13 protein-coding genes and 1 riboswitch are annotated in these 18,746 nt (G+C 54.8%); of the genes, 3 read left to right on the top strand and 10 right to left on the bottom strand.

What is annotated here, in order from left to right:
- The first annotated feature begins 324 nt into the window (after positions 1–324).
- Complete coding sequence (gene djlA, locus OGX94_RS16505; protein ID WP_008786173.1) at positions 325–1,140, top strand: co-chaperone DjlA; 816 nt, start codon at positions 325–327, stop codon at positions 1,138–1,140.
- Positions 1,141–1,235: 95 nt separating this feature from the next.
- On the opposite strand, the gene rluA is transcribed toward djlA, so the two are convergent.
- From rluA to araB, 6 genes are all read right to left on the bottom strand, one after another.
- Complete coding sequence (gene rluA, locus OGX94_RS16500) at positions 1,236–1,895, bottom strand: bifunctional tRNA pseudouridine(32) synthase/23S rRNA pseudouridine(746) synthase RluA (RefSeq protein ID WP_003018849.1); 660 nt, start codon at positions 1,893–1,895, stop codon at positions 1,236–1,238.
- 11 nt (positions 1,896–1,906) lie between these two features.
- A complete protein-coding gene (gene rapA / locus OGX94_RS16495) occupies positions 1,907–4,813 on the bottom strand; it encodes an RNA polymerase-associated protein RapA (RefSeq protein ID WP_193135007.1) in 2,907 nt (968 codons plus the stop codon).
- Positions 4,814–4,990: 177 nt separating this feature from the next.
- Positions 4,991–7,342: a DNA polymerase II gene (gene polB, locus OGX94_RS16490; RefSeq protein WP_286569598.1), complete on the bottom strand. Its 2,352-nt coding sequence runs from the start codon at positions 7,340–7,342 to the stop codon at positions 4,991–4,993.
- 90 nt (positions 7,343–7,432) lie between these two features.
- Entirely contained in the window at positions 7,433–8,128 is a 696-nt protein-coding gene (araD, locus tag OGX94_RS16485; RefSeq protein WP_003829593.1) for an L-ribulose-5-phosphate 4-epimerase, read from the bottom strand.
- Positions 8,129–8,233: 105 nt separating this feature from the next.
- Positions 8,234–9,736, bottom strand: coding sequence for an L-arabinose isomerase (gene araA / locus OGX94_RS16480; protein ID WP_003829590.1), 1,503 nt, complete (start codon positions 9,734–9,736; stop codon positions 8,234–8,236).
- 10 nt (positions 9,737–9,746) lie between these two features.
- Entirely contained in the window at positions 9,747–11,456 is a 1,710-nt protein-coding gene (gene araB / locus OGX94_RS16475; RefSeq protein WP_257662293.1) for a ribulokinase, read from the bottom strand.
- Positions 11,457–11,795: 339 nt separating this feature from the next.
- Between araB and araC the strand changes: the two genes are divergently transcribed.
- Both araC and OGX94_RS16465 read left to right on the top strand, forming a co-directional pair.
- A complete protein-coding gene (gene araC, locus OGX94_RS16470; RefSeq protein ID WP_003829586.1) occupies positions 11,796–12,641 on the top strand; it encodes an arabinose operon transcriptional regulator AraC in 846 nt (281 codons plus the stop codon).
- Between the two features lie 119 nt (positions 12,642–12,760).
- A complete protein-coding gene (locus OGX94_RS16465; protein ID WP_003829584.1) occupies positions 12,761–13,528 on the top strand; it encodes a DedA family protein in 768 nt (255 codons plus the stop codon).
- A gap of 85 nt (positions 13,529–13,613) precedes the next feature.
- On the opposite strand, the gene thiQ is transcribed toward OGX94_RS16465, so the two are convergent.
- From thiQ to sgrR, 4 genes are all read right to left on the bottom strand, one after another.
- Entirely contained in the window at positions 13,614–14,312 is a 699-nt protein-coding gene (gene thiQ, locus OGX94_RS16460; RefSeq protein WP_003829583.1) for a thiamine ABC transporter ATP-binding protein ThiQ, read from the bottom strand.
- Positions 14,296–15,906, bottom strand: a complete 1,611-nt coding sequence (gene thiP / locus OGX94_RS16455) for a thiamine/thiamine pyrophosphate ABC transporter permease ThiP (RefSeq protein WP_003829581.1) — start codon at positions 15,904–15,906, stop codon at positions 14,296–14,298. The genes thiQ and thiP overlap by 17 nt, the downstream gene beginning before the upstream one ends.
- Positions 15,882–16,865, bottom strand: coding sequence for a thiamine ABC transporter substrate binding subunit (gene thiB / locus OGX94_RS16450; RefSeq protein WP_063941099.1), 984 nt, complete (start codon positions 16,863–16,865; stop codon positions 15,882–15,884). Before thiB ends, thiP begins: the two co-directional genes overlap by 25 nt.
- Positions 16,866–16,895: 30 nt before the next feature.
- Positions 16,896–16,993, bottom strand: a riboswitch (TPP riboswitch).
- Positions 16,994–17,040: 47 nt separating this feature from the next.
- Positions 17,041–18,696 carry an HTH-type transcriptional regulator SgrR gene (sgrR, locus tag OGX94_RS16445; protein ID WP_148362453.1) on the bottom strand — a complete coding sequence of 552 codons (1,656 nt, stop codon included), beginning with the start codon at positions 18,694–18,696 and terminating at the stop codon, positions 17,041–17,043.
- Positions 18,697–18,746 lie beyond the last annotated feature (50 nt).

Raw genomic sequence — 18,746 nt, 5'->3', positions numbered from 1 at the left:
CCTAACTTATCTCATCTTCACTTCGCTAGTATTAATCCTGCCCATTTTATACCTGCCACCTTTCAAGCTGCATCTTCGTTGTCTTCCTCGTTCACCCCAGTCACTTACATGGGTAAGCTCCAGGGGACTCACTACGTTGCGGCCTTGCTGCAACTCGAAATCCAACGGGTATAGCGTTTGTGGTGTTAGGCACGGCATTGAATGACAGGTATGATAATGCAAATTATAGGCGATGTCCCACAATTGACCGCAGCCGTAAATCGGTAAAAGCACCTTATATTGTGGGACATAGCCTGGCTGAGAGCGGAAAGATTTGGGGAGTCTATGCAGTATTGGGGAAAGATAATTGGTGTAGCCGTGGCCTTAATGATGGGCGGCGGCTTCTGGGGTGTGGTTCTGGGGCTGTTAGTTGGCCACATGTTCGACAAAGCCCGCATGCGCAAAATGGCGTGGTTTGCCAACCAACGTGAACGCCAGGCGCTGTTTTTTGCCACCACTTTTGAGGTGATGGGACATCTGACCAAATCCAAAGGTCGCGTCACGGAAGCCGATATTCATATCGCCAGCCAGTTGATGGATCGGATGAATTTGCACGGTGACTCGCGAACGGCAGCACAACATGCCTTCCGGGTAGGAAAATCGGATAATTACCCATTACGTGAAAAGATGCGTCAGTTTCGCAGCGTCTGTTTTGGTCGATTCGATCTGATCCGCATGTTTCTGGAGATTCAGATCCAGGCGGCATTTGCCGATGGGTCGTTGCATCCTAACGAACGTGAAGTGCTGTATGTGATTGCTGAAGAGTTGGGGATCTCACGCACCCAATTTGATCAGTTCCTGCGCATGATGCAGGGCGGCGCACAGTTTGGCGGCGGATATCAGCAGCAGTCTGGCGGCGGTGGCTGGCAGCAGGCGCAACGTGGCCCGACGCTGGAAGACGCCTGTAATGTACTGGGTGTGAAAACGACCGACGATGCGACTACCATAAAACGGGCTTACCGTAAGCTGATGAGCGAGCACCATCCGGACAAACTGGTTGCGAAAGGTCTGCCGCCAGAGATGATGGAAATGGCGAAGCAAAAAGCGCAGGAAATCCAAAAAGCTTACGAGCTGATTAAGGATCAAAAAGGATTCAAGTGATTGAATTGCCGGATGCGGCTAGTGCCTTATCCGGCCTACGTTAATGAATGTAGGCCGGGCAAGCGAAGCGCCCCCGGCATAAATTGGCTCAGAATTTAAAAATCCGCCGGGACTTTAAACGTCATACTGTTGCCGTATTCGGGATGCGTGATGGTTAACATCTCTGCATGCAGCAACAGGCGCGGCGCTAACGCCAGAGCTTCCGGCGGAGCATAGAAGCGGTCGCCCAGGATCGGATGCCCTAAAGCCAGCATATGCACACGCAGTTGGTGGGAGCGTCCGGTAATGGGTTTGAGCACCACCCGGGCGGTGTTATCCGCTGCGAACTCCACGACTTCATACTCTGTCTGCGCCGATTTCCCGGTCTCATAACACACTTTTTGCTTTGGCCTGTTTGGCCAGTCGCAAATCAGCGGCAAATCAACCAGACCCTCGGCCGGAGCGGGATGCCCCCAGACGCGTGCAACATACTGCTTTTTCGGTTCGCGCTCGCGAAACTGGCGTTTTAGCTCGCGCTCTGCCGCTTTGGTTAGCGCGACTACAATCACGCCGCTGGTGGCCATATCCAGACGATGCACGGATTCAGCCTGCGGATAATCGCGCTGAATACGCGTCATCACGCTGTCTTTGTGCTCATCCAGACGACCTGGCACAGACAACAAGCCGCTCGGCTTGTTGACCACCATAATGTGTTCATCCTGATACAGGATGACCAGCCAGGGTTCCTGCGGCGGATTGTAGTTTTCCATCCCCATGTATGGCTCCGTTACTGATGCGTCACGACGATCAAGCGCAGGGCATCGAGACGCCAGCCCGCCTGATCCAGGCTTTCCATCACCTGCTGACGGTTGCTTTCGATTGCGCTAAGTTCGTCATCACGGATGTTAGGGTTAACGGAACGCAGCGCTTCGAGACGGGAAAGTTCTGCCGTCAGCTTCTCGTCAGCTTCTTTACGCGCTGCGTCGATCAGCGCGCGGGCTGATTTTTCCACCTGCGCTTCACCGAGTTGCAGAATGGCATGAACATCCTGCTGCACGGCGTTGACCAGTTTGCTGCCGGTGTGGCGGTTAACGGCGCTGAGCTGACGGTTAAAGGTTTCGAACTCCACCTGTGCAGCAAGGTTATTGCCGTTTTTATCCAGCAGCATGCGTACCGGCGTTGGTGGCAGGAAGCGGTTTAGCTGCAGTTGTTTCGGTGCTTGCGCTTCAACAACATAGACCAGCTCAACCAGCAGTGTACCAACAGGTAATGCTTTGTTTTTCAACAACGAAATAGTGCTGCTTCCGGTGTCGCCGGAGAGGATCAGATCCAGACCATTGCGGATCAGCGGATGCTCCCAGGTAATAAATTGTGCATCTTCACGCGACAGGGCGACATCGCGCTCGAACGTAATGGTGCAGCCATCTTCCGGCAGCCCAGGGAAATCCGGCACCAGCATATGATCGGACGGCGTCAGCACGATCAAATTGTCGCCACGGTCATCCTGATTAATACCGACGATATCAAACAGGTTCATGGCGAAGGCGATCAGGCTGGTATCGTCGTCCTGTTCTTCAATACTCTCAGCCAGTGCCAGCGCTTTTTCGCCGCCGTTAGAGTGGATCTCCAGCAGGCGATCGCGACCTTGCTCCAGCTGTGCTTTCAGCGCGTCATGCTGTTCGCGGCAGGTTTTGATCAGATCGTCAAAGCCCGCGGTATTTTCTGGTTCAGCCAGGTAGCCGATCAGATTGTTATAGACCGTGTCATAGATGGTACGGCCGGTCGGGCAGGTGTGTTCGAACGCATCCAGACCTTCGTGGTACCAGCGCACCAGCACAGATTGCGCGGTTTTTTCCAGGTACGGAACGTGAATCTGAATATCATGCGCCTGACCAATACGGTCCAGACGGCCAATACGCTGTTCCAGCAGATCCGGGTTGAACGGCAGGTCAAACATCACCAGATTGCTGGCGAACTGGAAGTTACGCCCTTCGGAGCCGATTTCAGAGCACAGCATTACCTGGGCGCCGCTATCTTCTTCGCTAAACCATGCTGCGGCGCGGTCACGCTCAATGATCGACATCCCTTCATGGAATACGGCGGCGCGGATACCTTCGCGCTCGCGCAGAACCTGCTCCAGCTGAAGCGCGGTAGTGGCTTTCGCGCAGATAACCAGCACTTTTTGCGAGCGGTGGCTGGTCAGGTAGCCCATCAGCCATTCCACGCGCGGGTCAAAGTTCCACCAGGTGCCGGTGTCGCCTTCGAATTCCTGATAAATCTGTTCCGGGTAGAGCATGTCGCGCGCCCGGTCTTCTGCACTTTTACGCGCGCCCATAATGCCGGAGACTTTAATCGCCGTCTGGTATTGGGTCGGCAGCGGCAGCTTGATGGTATGCAGTTCGCGTTTCGGGAAGCCTTTCACGCCGTTACGGGTGTTACGGAACAGGACGCGGCTGGTGCCGTGGCGGTCCATCAGCATCGAAACCAGCTCCTGACGCGCGCTCTGTGCGTCTTCGCTGTCGCTGTTTGCCGCCTGCAATAGCGGCTCAATGTCCTGCTCGCCAATCATGTCGCCTAACATGTTCAGCTCATTGTTACTCAGCTTGTTGCCTGCCAGTAGCATCGCGACGGCGTCGGCGACCGGACGATAATTTTTTTGCTCTTCAACAAACTGGGCGAAATCGTGGAAACGGCTCGGGTCCAGCAGGCGCAGGCGCGCGAAGTGACTTTCCATGCCCAGCTGTTCCGGTGTAGCGGTTAGCAGCAGGATGCCCGGCACACGTTCTGCCAGTTGTTCAATGGCCATATATTCGCGGCTGGGCGCGTCTTCGCTCCATACCAGGTGATGGGCTTCATCGACAATCAGCAGATCCCACTCGGCGTCACACAGGTGCTCCAGACGCTGTTTATTACGACGGGCAAAGTCCAGCGAGCAGATGACCAGTTGTTCGGTTTCAAACGGGTTGTAGGCGTCGTGCTGCGCTTCTGCATAACGCTCATCATCAAACAGTGCAAAACGCAGGTTGAAGCGGCGCAGCATTTCGACCAGCCACTGGTGCTGTAATGTCTCTGGGACGATGATCAGCACGCGCTCTGCGGCGCCGGACAGCAGTTGTTGATGCAGGATCATCCCGGCTTCAATGGTTTTACCTAAACCCACTTCATCTGCCAGTAAAACGCGAGGGGCATGACGACGGCCAACATCATGGGCAATGTTCAGCTGGTGAGGAATCAGGCTGGTACGTTGACCACGCAAACCACTCCACGGCATACGGTATTGTTCGCTCTGAAATTTACGTGCGCGATAGCGCAGAGCAAAGCGATCCATACGGTCAATCTGGCCGGCAAACAGGCGATCTTGTGGTTTACTGAATACCAGTTTGCTGTCGAGCAGTACTTCACGCAGCGTGACACCGGTTTCTTCGGTATCCAGGCGGGTTCCGATATAGGCAAGCAGGCCGTTTTCTTCTTTTACTTCATCGACATGCAGTTGCCAGCCTTCATGGCTTGTTATCGTATCGCCAGGATTGAACATCACGCGGGTCACGGGGGAATCACTGCGCGCATACAGACGGTTTTCGCCCGTCGATGAGAAAAGTAAAGTGACGGTTCGCGCATCCATGGCGACAACAGTACCAAGTCCCAATTCGCTTTCTGTATCGCTGATCCAGCGTTGACCAAGTGTAAAAGGCATATATGTTCGGCTCTATATCTTTAATTGCAGGCAATACTCGTCATTTTCCGGGCTAGTCCCCGTTATTGAGAGCATACGACCCCGCTACCAGGCTAATAAATCAGTGGTAGTGGTGTTAAATGGGTCCAGGAATGGAAAGGGCGCTATGGTACTGGATGGCGGCGGTTTCGTCACGCGTCAAAATAACCCCAGTTGTCCTGTGAGTAGTGTAGCAAAATTATCGTCAATAAAGGGAAGAATTCCCTCGGCAACGGGTTGGATCTGGCGGGTCAGATAATGCTCGTAATCGAGCACAGATAGCTGATAATCAACAGGTTCTGGGCCATTGACCGTCCAGACATATTTTATGGTTCCGCGATTCTGATACTGTGGCGGACGCCCCAGCTTTACATTCTGCTCATCGGCTAACCGCGCAGCGCGAACGTGTGGTGGAACATTTCGCTGGTATTCACTTAACGGGCGACGCAGGCGCTTGCGGTACACCAGTTGTTCATCCATTTCACCGGCCATCAGACGGTCAATAGTCTCGCAAACAAACTCCTGATAAGGTTCGTTACGAAAAATTCGCAGGTATAGCTCCTGCTGAAACAGTTGGGCCAGCGGCGTCCAGTCGGTTCGTACCGTTTCCAGTCCCTTAAACACCATACGTTGCTCAGCACCGTCCTGAATCATCCCCGCATAGCGTTTTTTACTGCCGGTATCTGCACCGCGAATGGTCGGCATCAGAAAGCGACAAAAATGGGTTTCAAATTCCAGTTCCAGCGCGCTGGTCAGATTTTGTTGCTTCAGCGATTGCGCCCACCAGGTGTTGACATAGCTCACCAGTTCCCGACCAATTCGGGCTGCATCGTCTTCTAAGTGCGCCTTTTTCAGCCAGACAAAGGTCGAGTCGGTATCGCCATAAATGACATCGTAACCCTGAGCCTCAATTAACGCTTTGGTCTGGCGCATGATCGCATGGCCGCGCATGGTAATGGACGAGGCCAGTCTCGGGTCGAAAAAGCGACAGGCGGTGGTGCCCAGCACACCGTAAAATGCGTTCATGATGATTTTCAACGCCTGCGAGAGTGGCTTATTGCCACGGCGTTTTGCTTCTTCGCGCCCGTGCCAGATCTGAGTAACGATTTCAGGCAGGCAGTGCTTTTCGCGTGAAAACCAGGCGTCAAGGAAACCTTCGGTGCTGTGTTCCGGATCCGGCTGCGCCATCCCTTCGATAAGCCCCACCGGATCGATTAAAAAAGTACGAATTATTGAGGGATACAGGCTTTTGTAATCCAGCACCAGTACCGAGTCGTATAAGCCTGGGCGTGAGTCCATCACGTAGCCGCCGGGACTGGCGTGCGCGGGGACTTCACCCAGATTTGGCGCCACATAACCCGCCCGGTGCATTCGTGGCAGGTAGAGATGTCCGAAGGCGGCAACTGAACCACCGTGCCGGTCGACCGGCAGACCGTTGACCGTCGATCGTTCCAGCAGAAATGGCATGATCTCGGTTTTGTGAAAAATGCGCGTGACCAGTTCACAGTCTTTGAGATTGTAGGTGGCAAGCGCGGGCTTATCCTGGGCAAATCGACGGTCGATTTCGTCCATTCTGTCCCACGGATTATCAATCGACTTCCCTTCGCCCAGCAGCTCCTGTGACACCGTTTCCAGTGAAAATGACGAGAAATTCCAGAACGCGGATTTTAGCGCCTCAATACCGTCGATAATCAGGCGCCCCTTAGCCTGAGCGAAGAATATGCCGTTTTTGAAGCCATGCTCGCGCCACTCAAGCTCGCTGCTATCACGGCCAAAACGCAGGGGAATGCGGTAACGTTCGGCGTGCTGTTGCAGGACGCGTAAATCGAATTGCACGACGTTCCAGCCGATTATCACATCAGGATCGTGACGGGCAATCCAGTCATTGAGTTTTTCCAGCAACTGCGGGCGGCTTGCAACGTACTCAAGTTCAAAATCCAGCGTAGAGGCGTCGCCGTTTGCCGGGCCGAGCATGTAGACAATACGCTGCCCGCAGCCTTCCAGACCGATGCAATAGAGTTCGCCGTGGCGCGTGGTTTCGATATCCAGCGATACCCATTTTAGCGGTGGTCGATAGTCAGGGTTCGGCTTCAGGCGGGCATTGACCAGCATGTCATTATGTCTGTCGCCTTCGACCCAAACAGGGGAGGTGATAAAGCGCTCCATGAGATACCGCTCAGGTGGGCGTACGTCGCCCTCATAGACGGTGACTGCGTTTTCGCGCAGCAATTTTTCCAACCGCATGAGCTGGCGATGTGAGCGGCAATACAGTCCGGAAACGGGTTGGCGGTGGAAGTCTTGCAATTGCAGCGGCGTCAGGCGATAGCCGTTTTCAGTGCGTAATAATGACGTCACGCGAGGAACCTGACTGGTGGGAATAAACGCGACCGACTCCTGAGGCGCGAGCGTGACCTGCAGCGGCCCATTGTCTGTAGCCAGCCAGAATGAGACCTCAGTTCCCTGTGGGGTGTCCCGCCAGTGCCGGGTTAAAATAAAACCTGCTTGCGCCACGCTGCGTATCCATCAAAAAACCAGGCATTATTATAGCCTGGTTCTGATAGATTAGCTGTGATTTTATACAGTTGTCATGCTCAGAAGAGGTTACTGCCCGTAATACGCTTTAGCACCGTGTTTACGCAGATAATGTTTATCTAACAGGGTTTGCTGCATATTCGGCAATTGCGGCGCGAGCTGGCGACAGAAGATCCCCATATAGGCGACTTCTTCCAGCACGATGGCGTTATGCACCGCGTCTTCGGCATTTTTTCCCCAGGCAAACGGACCGTGAGAGTGCACCAGCACGCCAGGCATCTGCGCGGCGTCAATACCTTGTTTCTCAAAGGTTTCAACGATCACGTTGCCGGTTTCCCATTCATATTCGCCGTTGATTTCTTCGTCGATCATTTTCCGTGTGCAGGGAATCGAACCGTAGAAATAGTCCGCATGGGTGGTCCCCGTTGCCGGAATCGACTGACCCGCCTGCGCCCAGATGGTTGCATGACGCGAATGGGTGTGAACAATACCGCCAATGGTCGGGAATGCCTGATACAGCAAACGGTGTGTTGGGGTATCTGAGGAAGGTTTCTTCGTACCTTCTACAACTTCACCCGTGGCGATACTGACTACCACCATATCGTCGGCGGTCATTACGCTGTAATCGACTCCCGAAGGTTTAATCACAAACACGCCGCGCTCGCGATCGACGGCGCTGACATTCCCCCAGGTCAGGGTGACCAGATTGTGCTTAGGCAACGCCAGATTGGCTTCCAGTACCTGACGTTTGAGATCTTCTAACATGATGCTCTCCGATGAATCTTGCCGGATGGCGCTACGCTTATCCGGCCTACAAATCGCACATTCTTGTAGGCCGGATAAGGTGTTTACGCCGTCATCCGGCAGTTGTTAACGTTTGAAGCCGTAATACACTTCGTTCCAGCGCAGCGCGTCCTTAAAGGCCGGCAGGCGGGTATCGTTATCGATCACCGCGATCTCGATATCGTGCATTTCAGCAAACTGGCGCATATCGTTCAGATCCAGCGCGTGGCTGAACACGGTGTGGTGCGCGCCACCGGCCAGGATCCAAGCTTCAGAAGCGGTTGGCAGATCCGGTTGAGCTTTCCACAGCGCGTTAGCGACAGGCAGTTTTGGCAGGGAGTGCGGCGTTTGTACCGTGTCGATGCAGTTAACCAGCAGGCGATAGCGATCGCCGAGATCGATCAGGCTGGCAACCACTGCCGGGCCGGTTTTGGTGTTGAAGATCAGACGGGCAGGATCGTCTTTACCACCAATGCCGAGGTGCTGTACGTCGAGGATCGGTTTCTCTTCCACCGCGATGGACGGGCACACTTCCAGCATGTGCGAGCCGAGCACCAGATCGTTGCCTTTCTCGAAGTGGTAGGTGTAATCCTCCATAAATGAGGTGCCGCCCTGCAGACCGGTTGACATCACCTTCATGATGCGAAGCAGAGCGGCGGTTTTCCAGTCGCCTTCGCCCGCAAAGCCGTAGCCTTGCTGCATCAGACGCTGTACGGCCAGACCAGGGAGCTGTTTCAGGCCGTGTAAATCTTCAAATGTGGTAGTGAAGGCGTGGAATCCGCCCTGTTCCAGGAAGCGCTTCATCCCCAGTTCAATACGGGCCGCTTCCAGGACGTTCTGACGTTTTTCACCGTGGACTTGCGTCGCCGCAGTCATGGTGTAGGTGCTTTCGTACTCATCGATCAGCGCGTTGATTTCGCCGTCGCTAATTGCGTTCACTACCTGCACCAGATCGCCCACGGCCCAGGTGTTTACCGAGAAGCCGAACTTGATCTGCGCAGCGACTTTATCGCCATCGGTGACCGCAACTTCACGCATGTTGTCGCCAAAACGGCAGACTTTAAGGTGGCGGGTATCCTGTTTGGACACGGCCTGGCGCATCCAGGAGCCAATGCGTTCGTGCGCTTGTTTATCCTGCCAGTGACCGGTGACCACGGCATGCTGCTGACGCATACGCGCGCCGATGAAGCCGAACTCACGACCGCCGTGCGCAGTCTGGTTCAGGTTCATAAAGTCCATATCAATGCTGTCCCACGGCAGGGCGGCGTTGAACTGGGTGTGGAACTGCATCAGCGGCTTGTTGAGAATAGTCAGGCCGTTAATCCACATTTTTGCCGGGGAGAAGGTATGCAGCCAGACCACCATCCCTGCACAGCGATCGTCGTAATTCGCGTCACGACAGATAGCGGTAATCTCATCAGGGGAAGTGCCTAGCGGTTTTAATACCAGCTTGCAGGGCAGTTTGGCTTCAGTATTCAGTGCGTTAACGACGTGCTCGGCATGTTGGGTTACCTGACGCAGGGTTTCAGGGCCATACAGATGCTGGCTACCAATCACAAACCACACTTCATAGTTATCAAAAATCGTCATTGTCGTGTCCTTAATGTGTCAGGGTTGCCAGGTCTACCGGGGCTTGTTGCGCCGGAGCGGCAGTCGGAAGGTATTGCTGTTCAGCGCTTACTGCCCACTGCTGATAGCGGCGGTAAAGCTGTTCAAAACGTTGAGCCTGCTCTGGGCGAGGTTGCAGCGTATTTTCCACGGCGCTTGCCATCTGCTGTTGAGCGGCAGGGATATCGGCGTGTACTTTCGCGGCAACGGCGGCGAAGATAGCCGCACCGAGAGCGCAGCACTGGTCTGAAGCGACAATCTGTAGCGGGCGGTTCAGCACGTCACAGCAGGCCTGCATGATGACCGGGTTCTTGCGCGCGATACCGCCAAGCGCCATCACGTTGTTAACCGCAATACCTTGTTCGGTGAAGCATTCCATAATGGCGCGAGCGCCAAAGGCGGTGGCGGCAATCAGACCACCGAACAGCGCTGGCGCGTCGGTTGCCAGGTTCAGATCGGTAATCACCCCTTTCAAACGCTGGTTGGCATTGGGCGTACGGCGACCGTTGAACCAGTCGAGCACGACCGGCAGATGCTCCAGTGATGGATTTTTCGCCCATGCTTCGGTGAGTGCAGGCAGCAGCTGTTTTTGACTGGCTTTAATCTGGGTCTGCAGTTCCGGATGCTGTACGGCAAGCTGTTCCAGCGGCCAGCTCAGCACGCGGCTAAACCAGGCATAGATATCACCGAATGCAGACTGACCAGCTTCGAGGCCAATAAAATTCGGCACCACGCTGCCATCAACCTGGCCGCAAATGCCTTTCACCGCACGCTCGCCAACGCTTTGCTTATCGGCAATCAGAATGTCGCAGGTTGACGTGCCGATGACTTTCACCAGCGTGTTAGGCTGTGCACCTGCGCCGACCGCGCCCATATGGCAGTCAAAAGCACCGCCTGCAATCACCACACTTTCCGGTAGTCCAAGACGCTGTGCCCACTCGGCGCACAGGGTGCCAACCGGCAGATCCGCGGTGAAGGTATCGGTAAACATTGGGTATTGCAGATGGCGGTTGAGGATGGGGTCGAGTTCGTCAAAGAAACTGGCTGGCGGCAGACCACCCCAGCTTTCATGCCACAGAGATTTATGCCCGGCGCTGCAGCGACCGCGACGAATATCCTGTGGGCGTACGGTGTTGGAGAGCAGGGCCGGAACCCAGTCGCATAGCTCAATCCACGAAACCGCAGCTTCGGCAACTGCGTGGTCCTGACGAGTTACATGCAGGATTTTGGCCCAGAACCATTCGCTGGAATAAATGCCGCCGATATAGCGGGAGTAATCGATCTTGCCCGGTGTATGGCACAGGCGGGTGATTTCTTCGGCTTCTTCTACTGAGGTGTGATCTTTCCACAGGACAAACATCGCATTCGGGTTTTCCGCGAACTCCGGACGCAGCGCCAGTACATTACCGTCTGCATCGATGGGGGCCGGGGTTGAGCCGGTACTGTCAACGCCAATACCGACCACTTCCGTGCGCTGCTCAGCGCTCAGTTCGGCCAGTACGGTTTTCAGCGCCGCTTCCATGGATTCAATGTAGTCGCGCGGATGATGGCGAAACTGGTTGTTTGGGCCATCGCAATACTGCCCTTCCTGCCAACGTGGGTACCACTCAACGCTGGTGGCGATCTCTTCGCCGGTGGCACATTCCACCGCCAAAGCGCGTACTGAATCACTACCAAAATCGAGGCCAATTGCAATCGCCATCGTCTTACTCCATCCAAAAATACGGGTATGGATAAACAGTAGTGAGTAGCGATAAAAACCGTCAGGCAGGATCCGCTAATCTTATGGACTAAAATGCTGTGGCATCACAAAGTGTGACGCTGTGCAAATAATCAATGTGGACATTTCTGCCGTAGTTATAGACACTTTTGTTAGCCGATTTTGACGTTGGCGTAGTACATGTTTTTTACAAAGAGCTTTTCACAAGCGGGGTTGGTGGTCCATTGCCGCAAATACAGCGGCCCGCAGGGGCGACAGCGATGATGTCTGGCGTAATATGGACAAATTGTTTCTTGGCAGGACGTAGGGAGTATTGAAATTATGGCTGAAACGCAAAACGATCCCCTGTTGCCAGGTTATTCGTTTAACGCGCATTTGGTGGCCGGATTAACCCCCATCGAGGCGAACGGATACCTGGATTTTTTTATCGACAGGCCGCTGGGTATGAAGGGTTATATCCTCAATCTCACCATCCGTGGCGAAGGGGTTATCAATAATCAGGGCAAGCAGTTTGTCTGCCGGCCTGGCGATATTCTGTTGTTTCCACCTGGAGAAATTCACCACTACGGGCGCCATCCTGATGCCAGCGAGTGGTATCACCAGTGGGTTTACTTTCGCCCGCGCGCCTACTGGCAGGAGTGGCTGACCTGGCCGGCCATTTTTGGCCAGACCGGTTTTTTCCGCCCGGATGAAGCACATCAGCCGCATTTTAACGAGCTGTTTGGGCAAATAATTAACGCCGGGCAGGGAGAAGGCCGCTATTCCGAACTGCTGGCGATTAATTTACTGGAACAGTTGTTGCTCCGACGTATGGAAGCCATCAATGAATCGCTACACCCTCCCATGGACAACCGCGTCCGTGATGCCTGCCAGTACATCAGCGATCACCTGGCGGACAGCAATTTTGATATCGCCAGCGTCGCGCAGCACGTCTGCCTGTCGCCTTCCCGTTTGTCGCATCTGTTCCGTCAGCAGCTGGGCATCAGCGTATTAAGCTGGCGCGAGGACCAGCGCATCAGCCAGGCGAAGCTACTGCTGAGTACCACACGTATGCCTATCGCCACCGTAGGTCGCAATGTTGGCTTTGACGATCAGCTCTATTTCTCTCGTGTTTTCAAAAAATGTACCGGTGCCAGTCCGAGCGAGTTTCGTGCAGGATGTGAATAAAAAGTGAATGATGTATCCTGAAAGTTGTCATAACTCGCAATCTATTCAGACAATTGATGGCTTGACGAAGTTGAGAGGGGTTATCAAAATCCCTGCTTCGTAAATTTGACGGACACATTATGCAAGCATTGCTGGAACACTTTATTCTCCAGTCCGCCCTGTACTCTCTGATCGCCGTACTTCTGGTGGCTTTTTTGGAGTCGCTGGCGCTGGTTGGTCTGATTCTGCCCGGGACCGTGATGATGGCGGGGTTGGGCGCGCTGATTGGCAGCGGCGAACTGAACTTCTGGCATGCCTGGCTTGCGGGCATCGTCGGCTGTCTGTTGGGGGACTGGATCTCCTTCTGGTTGGGCTGGCGCTTTAAAAAGCCATTGCACCGTTGGTCGTTCATGAAAAAGAACAAGGCGTTGCTGGATAAAACCGAGCACGCCCTGCATCAACACAGCATGTTTACTATTCTGGTGGGGCGTTTTGTCGGACCGACGCGCCCGCTGGTGCCGATGGTAGCAGGCATGCTGGATCTGCCTGTCGCTAAATTTATCGTCCCGAATATTATTGGCTGCGTGCTGTGGCCACCGTTCTACTTCCTGCCGGGGATCCTGGCGGGAGCGGCAATTGATATCCCTTCTGATATGCAGAGCGGGGATTTTAAATGGTTGCTGCTGGCGACGGCGGTGTTGCTCTGGGTGGGCGGGTGGTTTTGCTGGCGGCTGTGGCGCAGTGGCAAAGCGGCTGTTGATCGCTTAACGGCGTATTTCCCCCGCAGCCGTTTGCTGTATCTGGCGCCGTTAACGCTCGGGATCGGCGTGGTCGCGCTGGTGGCGTTACTGCGCCATCCGCTGATGCCGGTGTATATCGATATTCTGCGCAAAGTGGTGGGTTACTGACGATACCTTTGCTTGCCTTATCCGGCCTACAAAATGTGCGACCTGCAGGCCGGATAAGGCGTTCACGCCGTCATCCGGCAACGCATTATGCTTTAATGCCCAATAGCGCCGAGGCGCTGGCGTTGCCGCTTAACAGATCGTCCGTTTTGCCCTGCCACGCGATGCGCCCATCGGCGACCACAATCGAGCGGGACGCAATTCGCGCCGCATCTTCTACGCTGTGAGAAACCATCAGTAACGTCAACTGCTTCTCACGACAGACCTCGGCGACCAGCGTTAGCATCTCCTGGCGCAGCGCAGGATCGAGCGCAGAGAATGGTTCATCAAGCAGTAAAATAGGTTGTTCCCGCACCAGGCAACGCGCCAGCGCCACGCGCTGTCTCTGCCCGCCGGAAAGCTCGCCGGGGAGTCGCTCCAGCAGTGAGTCGATCCCCATTTGTTGGGCGATGTGGTGCATTTTCTCCCGCTGCGATGCGTTCAGCTTCAATCCCGGATTCAGGCCCAGGCCAATATTTTGCTGTACGCTCAGGTGGCTGAACAGGTTATTTTCCTGAAACAACATGGAAACGGGACGGCGTGAGGGCGGCGTGGTGGTGTGATCTTCACCGTCAATCATCATGGTACCGCTGGCAGGCGTGAGGAAGCCGGCAATCAGATTCAAAAGCGTACTTTTCCCGGCGCCGCTGGGGCCGAGCACTGCAATCTGCTCGCCGCGCGCGACCGACAGCGTAAAGCGCATGGGCAGATGGTGATAAAGCCATGTGATATCAATCAGTTTTAACATTTCGACCCGGCAATTTCTCAATAACGGTAAACAGCGTAAAGCACAGGATCAGCAGTAATAACGCCGTAACCGCGCCATCCTGACTGCGATAAGAGCCAATCTGCTGATATAAATAAAATGGCAGGGTACGGAAATCCTCATTACCAAATAACGCCACTACGCCAAAATCGCCAATCGACAGGACGCAGGCAAACGCCATCGCCTGCGCCAGCGGGCGCTTCAGGGCGCGCAGTTCAACCACTTTCAGGCGCGACCATCCCTCAATGCCCAACGACTGGCACAACATACTATAGCGCGCAGTGACGTCACGCATTGGGTTTTCCAGCACTTTCAGCGCGTAAGGGATCGCCATCAACGCATTGGTAAAAATAACAATACCGTCGGCAGATTCGGGAAGCCCAATGGTGTTATTGAGCAGCAGAAAGAAGCCGGTAGCTAACACGATGCCCGGCATGGCGAGGATCATCATGCCGCTCAACTCCAGCATCTGACCTGCCAGCAGTTGCTGTCGGGCACGAAGTTCACGACTGCTCCATAACAGCATCATGGTGAGTACGACGCATAACGCTCCTGCTGCTAATGCGATGCGCAGCGAGGTTCCCAGCGCCTGCCACAGCACTGGCTGCATCAGTACATCCAGAACATGGCGGTTTAAGCCATCGATAATCACCGCCAGCAACGGCGGCAGTAACAGCAACAGGGCAAGAATAATCAGGATTGCGTCAGCCAGTCGGCTGTGCAGGCGATCGTCGGGATCGCGCCAGCCTTGTACCAGGGTAGCACCGGGAGCAATTGCCCGGCTCAGACGTTGACTGAGGAGCACCAGCGCCAAACAACAAACCATCTGGATCAACGCCAGCATGGCTGCGCGGGCAGGATCGTAATCAAAATTCAGCGCCTGGTAGATAGCCAGCTCGATGGTGGTGGCCTGTGGCCCGCCGCCAAGCGACAGAACGGTGGCGAAGCTGGCGAAGCACAGCATAAAGATGAGTGCCGCGACGGGCAGGATCTGACGACGCAGCCACGGCCATTCAACAAAACGGAAAAAATGCCAGCCACGCATACCCAACTGAGCGGCTAACTGCCGCTGTTCGCCGGGAATATTCTCCAGCGACTGTAACAGCAGGCGGCTGGCCATCGGTAGATTGAAAAAGACATGCGCCAGCAGAATGCCCTGCAAACCGTATGGCGAAAACGTCCACTCCAGCCCGAATGTATGCCAGAGCGAAGCCAGCCAACCCTGGCGGCCGTAGACGCTAAGAATACCGAATACCGCGACCAGCACCGGCAGGATTAACGTCATCGCGCACAGACGCAGTAGCGCCAGACGTCCTGGAAAACGACGACGATAGAGCGCTCTGGCGAGGAAAATCGCCGGGACAACCGACAGCACAGCGGATAAAAAAGCCTGCCAGAAAGAAAAGCGCACCACGTGCCACAGGTAGTCGTCTTGCCACAGCAAGAGCCACTCTCCCTGCGGGGCGTTAAACCACAGTGCCAGAAATGCGGCCAGGGCAACGGCCACCATCAGCGTGGCGGCGGTAAGCCCTGGAACCAACCAGCCGGGGATTAACGGCTGACGGCGCGTTGCCATTCGCTAATCCATGCCTGACGTTGAGTCGCAACCTGCTGCGGCGTAAATTCCAGCGCGGTGGCCGGTTTATTCAGTTGCTCGAATCCTGGCGGCAGGGCGACTTGCGTCACGGGATACATCCAGTTGCCGGTCGGAATCGCATTCTGGAATGCCGGGGACACCATAAACTTCAGGAATTTCTCGGCCAGTTCCGGCTGCTTGCTGGCCGCAGTACGGGCGGCGACTTCCACCTGCAAATAGTGGCCTTCGCTAAAGTCGGCTGCGGCGTAGTTGTCTTTTTTATCGGCGATGATGTGATAGGCCGGAGAGGTGGTGTAGCTGAGCACCAGATCGCTTTCACCTTTCAGGAACAGGCCGTAGGCTTCGCTCCAGCCCTTGGTGACGGTGACGGTTTTGGCTGCCAGTTTCTGCCACGCCTCTGGCGCTTTATCGCCATAGACTTTCTGCATCCATAGCAGCAGACCCAATCCAGGCGTGCTGGTGCGCGGATCCTGATAAATGACGCGCCATTTTTGGTCGCTCTCTACCAGTTCTTTCAGGCTTTTGGGCGGATTCTTCAGCTTGTTCTTATCATAAACGAAGGCGAAATAGCCGTAGTCAAACGGAACGAAGGTATCGTTTTTCCAGCCGCCGGGTACGTTAACAGCGTCGTTTGCAACACCACTTTTGGCAAACAGTTTGGTTTGTGTGGCGGCTTCCAGAAGGTTGTTATCCAGACCCAGCACGACGTCGGCTTTGCTGTTTTTTCCTTCCATGCGCAAGCGGTTAAGCAGCGAGACGCCATCTTCCAACGCGACCAGTTTTAGCTCGCAGTTGCAGTCAGCTTCAAAGGCTTTTTTGATTGTCGGGCCCGGGCCCCAGTCAGCTGCGAACGAGTCGTAGGTATAGACGGTCAGTACAGGTTTAGCGAAGGCAGGCGCTGCGCATAGCAGTAAAAGCGGAAGACATTTTTTAAACACTTTGCACCTCAAGAGTTGGGTGGCAAAGGACTTGAGATAAGCCTCAAATCCCTTCGCCGGCATTATCCGGATCAGGTTCGACGGGTATCTCTCAGCCAGCATATTGCATAGCACCCCGTTGAGAACGGCGTTAGTGTAGTGATTTTGTTGCCGGGCAGCAATTAAGAGCTGGCTCTTATGGATCCGGCGGCGCAAACCACGCCGATTTAAAATCAAACCAGCCGAGGGTATTCATGCGCAGCCCGCGCATACTGCGCTGTCCCTGAATGATCAGCCAGTGGTGGATTAATGGCACAATGGCCTTTGTGGCGAGCAGCTGTTGGCACCATGCTGCCAGGCTCATTTCGCCCGTTCGCCAGCGAGCCGCATCGTTTTCCCAGTCCCGCGAGATACAGTTTTGCAGCAAAGGGACTTCGCACAAATGGGCGAACAGTGAGAAGTCCAGCGGGAGGGTAAAGTTGGCGCTGTTGAGCCAGATATCGCTGACGATTTCACCTGCATGCCATTGATCGTAGTCGATCTCCTGAATATTCAACTGTACCTGATGCTGCGCCAGCAACGTTTTCATGATCTGCGCGATAATCCGGTGTTCGATATGATCGCGATAGTAGGTGATCGTCAGCGTTTCCAGCCCGGCGGGTTTTTCACCATGGCCAGGTTTGGCGTGGTGCCAGCGGGGAAGCAAACCGTAGGCGGGAAACCACAACCGCTGGTACTGTTCATCGGCGTGGCAGATTAAATTCGTTGGCGAGAGAACGCGGCTTGCCCACTCGCGAACCTCCTGATTAGCGCCACGGTGGCTACGCGCATCAAACAGCAGGTAGTAGCAGCCTTCTTCGAGGCGGCTTTCGATCGCCTTTTCATCCTCTGTGGGACCTTTTAGCGTCAACCCGCCGCCAGGCTCTTCTCCGATATCGGGTAATACCCAAACATTAACTTCGTCGATTAGCGCCCGGTAGCCAAAGTAATCATCAAATGCATGAATTTTCAGTTGGTTATTGGTGTTGCGCATTACCGCATACGGACCGGTACCAATCGGGTGGCTGGAAAAGTTGTTTAGCGTTTCCCATTCTCGCGGCAGGATCATGGCCGGGACCTGCCCCAATAGCCAGGGAAGCCAGCGGTCTGGCTGGGCCAGATGGATATCCAGCGTCCAGGCCGTGGGAGAAACTATTTGCGTGATGTGTGAGTACAGTGGCAGGGTGTTAATGCGCCTCAGCGAGGCGATAACATCTTCCATTTCCAGCTCGCGGCCATGATGAAAATGGATCCCCGGGCGCAGGAAGAATCGCCAATGCAAAGGTGAAATTTGCTGCCAGTGATGGGCAATGTCCGCTTCCAGTTCCCCATTTTCCTCATTTACCCGAATTAAGGCACTGAAGATTTGGCGGGCGATATGGGTTTCGGAGCGGCGTAATGCCGTACCGGGGAGCAGGTTGTGCATCGGGCGATAATAGAGAACGCGCATGATATGCCGACCCTGGCGAAAGCTGCGGCCAAGGTGGGAGACCAGCATTTGCCGGACGGCCGTTTTGTCACCGACAAGCTGCACCAGTTGATCGATACGATCCTGTTCCAGTAGGTCTTCCGCGCGCTGCTGCTGGAGCGCCAGCCCGGTATAGAGGAATGTCAGTCGCGAGCGTTTACCTCGTCCAACTTCAGCTTCCCACGTCAACCAGCCACGATCCTGCATGGTATTAAGCAGCGTACGCATATGGCGACGCGAGCAGCTCAGTAGATCCGCCAGCTCGTTGAGCGTCGTGTCTTGCGTCTTACCGTCACAGCATTGCCACAGACGGATGAACTGTTGTTGCAAACGACCAGAAGACATAAAAGGGGAACTCCTGCGGAAAACTCAGCAATTTTATAATCCCTATATTA

Origin of the sequence: Citrobacter sp. Cpo037 (genome assembly GCF_030332945.1) — a bacterium.
Classification (GTDB): Bacteria; Pseudomonadota; Gammaproteobacteria; order Enterobacterales; family Enterobacteriaceae; genus Citrobacter; species Citrobacter portucalensis.
Note: the sequence above shows the minus strand (reverse complement) of the source record. Positions and strands in the feature narration are given on the sequence as shown.

Coding starts and splice junctions, on each gene's coding strand:
- djlA (WP_008786173.1), top strand. CDS start 325: ATGCAGTATTGGGGAAAGATAATTGGTGTAGCCGTGGCCTTAATGATG.
- rluA (WP_003018849.1), bottom strand. CDS start 1,895: ATGGGGATGGAAAACTACAATCCGCCGCAGGAACCCTGGCTGGTCATC.
- rapA (WP_193135007.1), bottom strand. CDS start 4,813: ATGCCTTTTACACTTGGTCAACGCTGGATCAGCGATACAGAAAGCGAA.
- araD (WP_003829593.1), bottom strand. CDS start 8,128: ATGTTAGAAGATCTCAAACGTCAGGTACTGGAAGCCAATCTGGCGTTG.
- araA (WP_003829590.1), bottom strand. CDS start 9,736: ATGACGATTTTTGATAACTATGAAGTGTGGTTTGTGATTGGTAGCCAG.
- araB (WP_257662293.1), bottom strand. CDS start 11,456: ATGGCGATTGCAATTGGCCTCGATTTTGGTAGTGATTCAGTACGCGCT.
- araC (WP_003829586.1), top strand. CDS start 11,796: ATGGCTGAAACGCAAAACGATCCCCTGTTGCCAGGTTATTCGTTTAAC.
- OGX94_RS16465 (WP_003829584.1), top strand. CDS start 12,761: ATGCAAGCATTGCTGGAACACTTTATTCTCCAGTCCGCCCTGTACTCT.
- thiQ (WP_003829583.1), bottom strand. CDS start 14,312: ATGTTAAAACTGATTGATATCACATGGCTTTATCACCATCTGCCCATG.
- thiP (WP_003829581.1), bottom strand. CDS start 15,906: ATGGCAACGCGCCGTCAGCCGTTAATCCCCGGCTGGTTGGTTCCAGGG.
- sgrR (WP_148362453.1), bottom strand. CDS start 18,696: ATGTCTTCTGGTCGTTTGCAACAACAGTTCATCCGTCTGTGGCAATGC.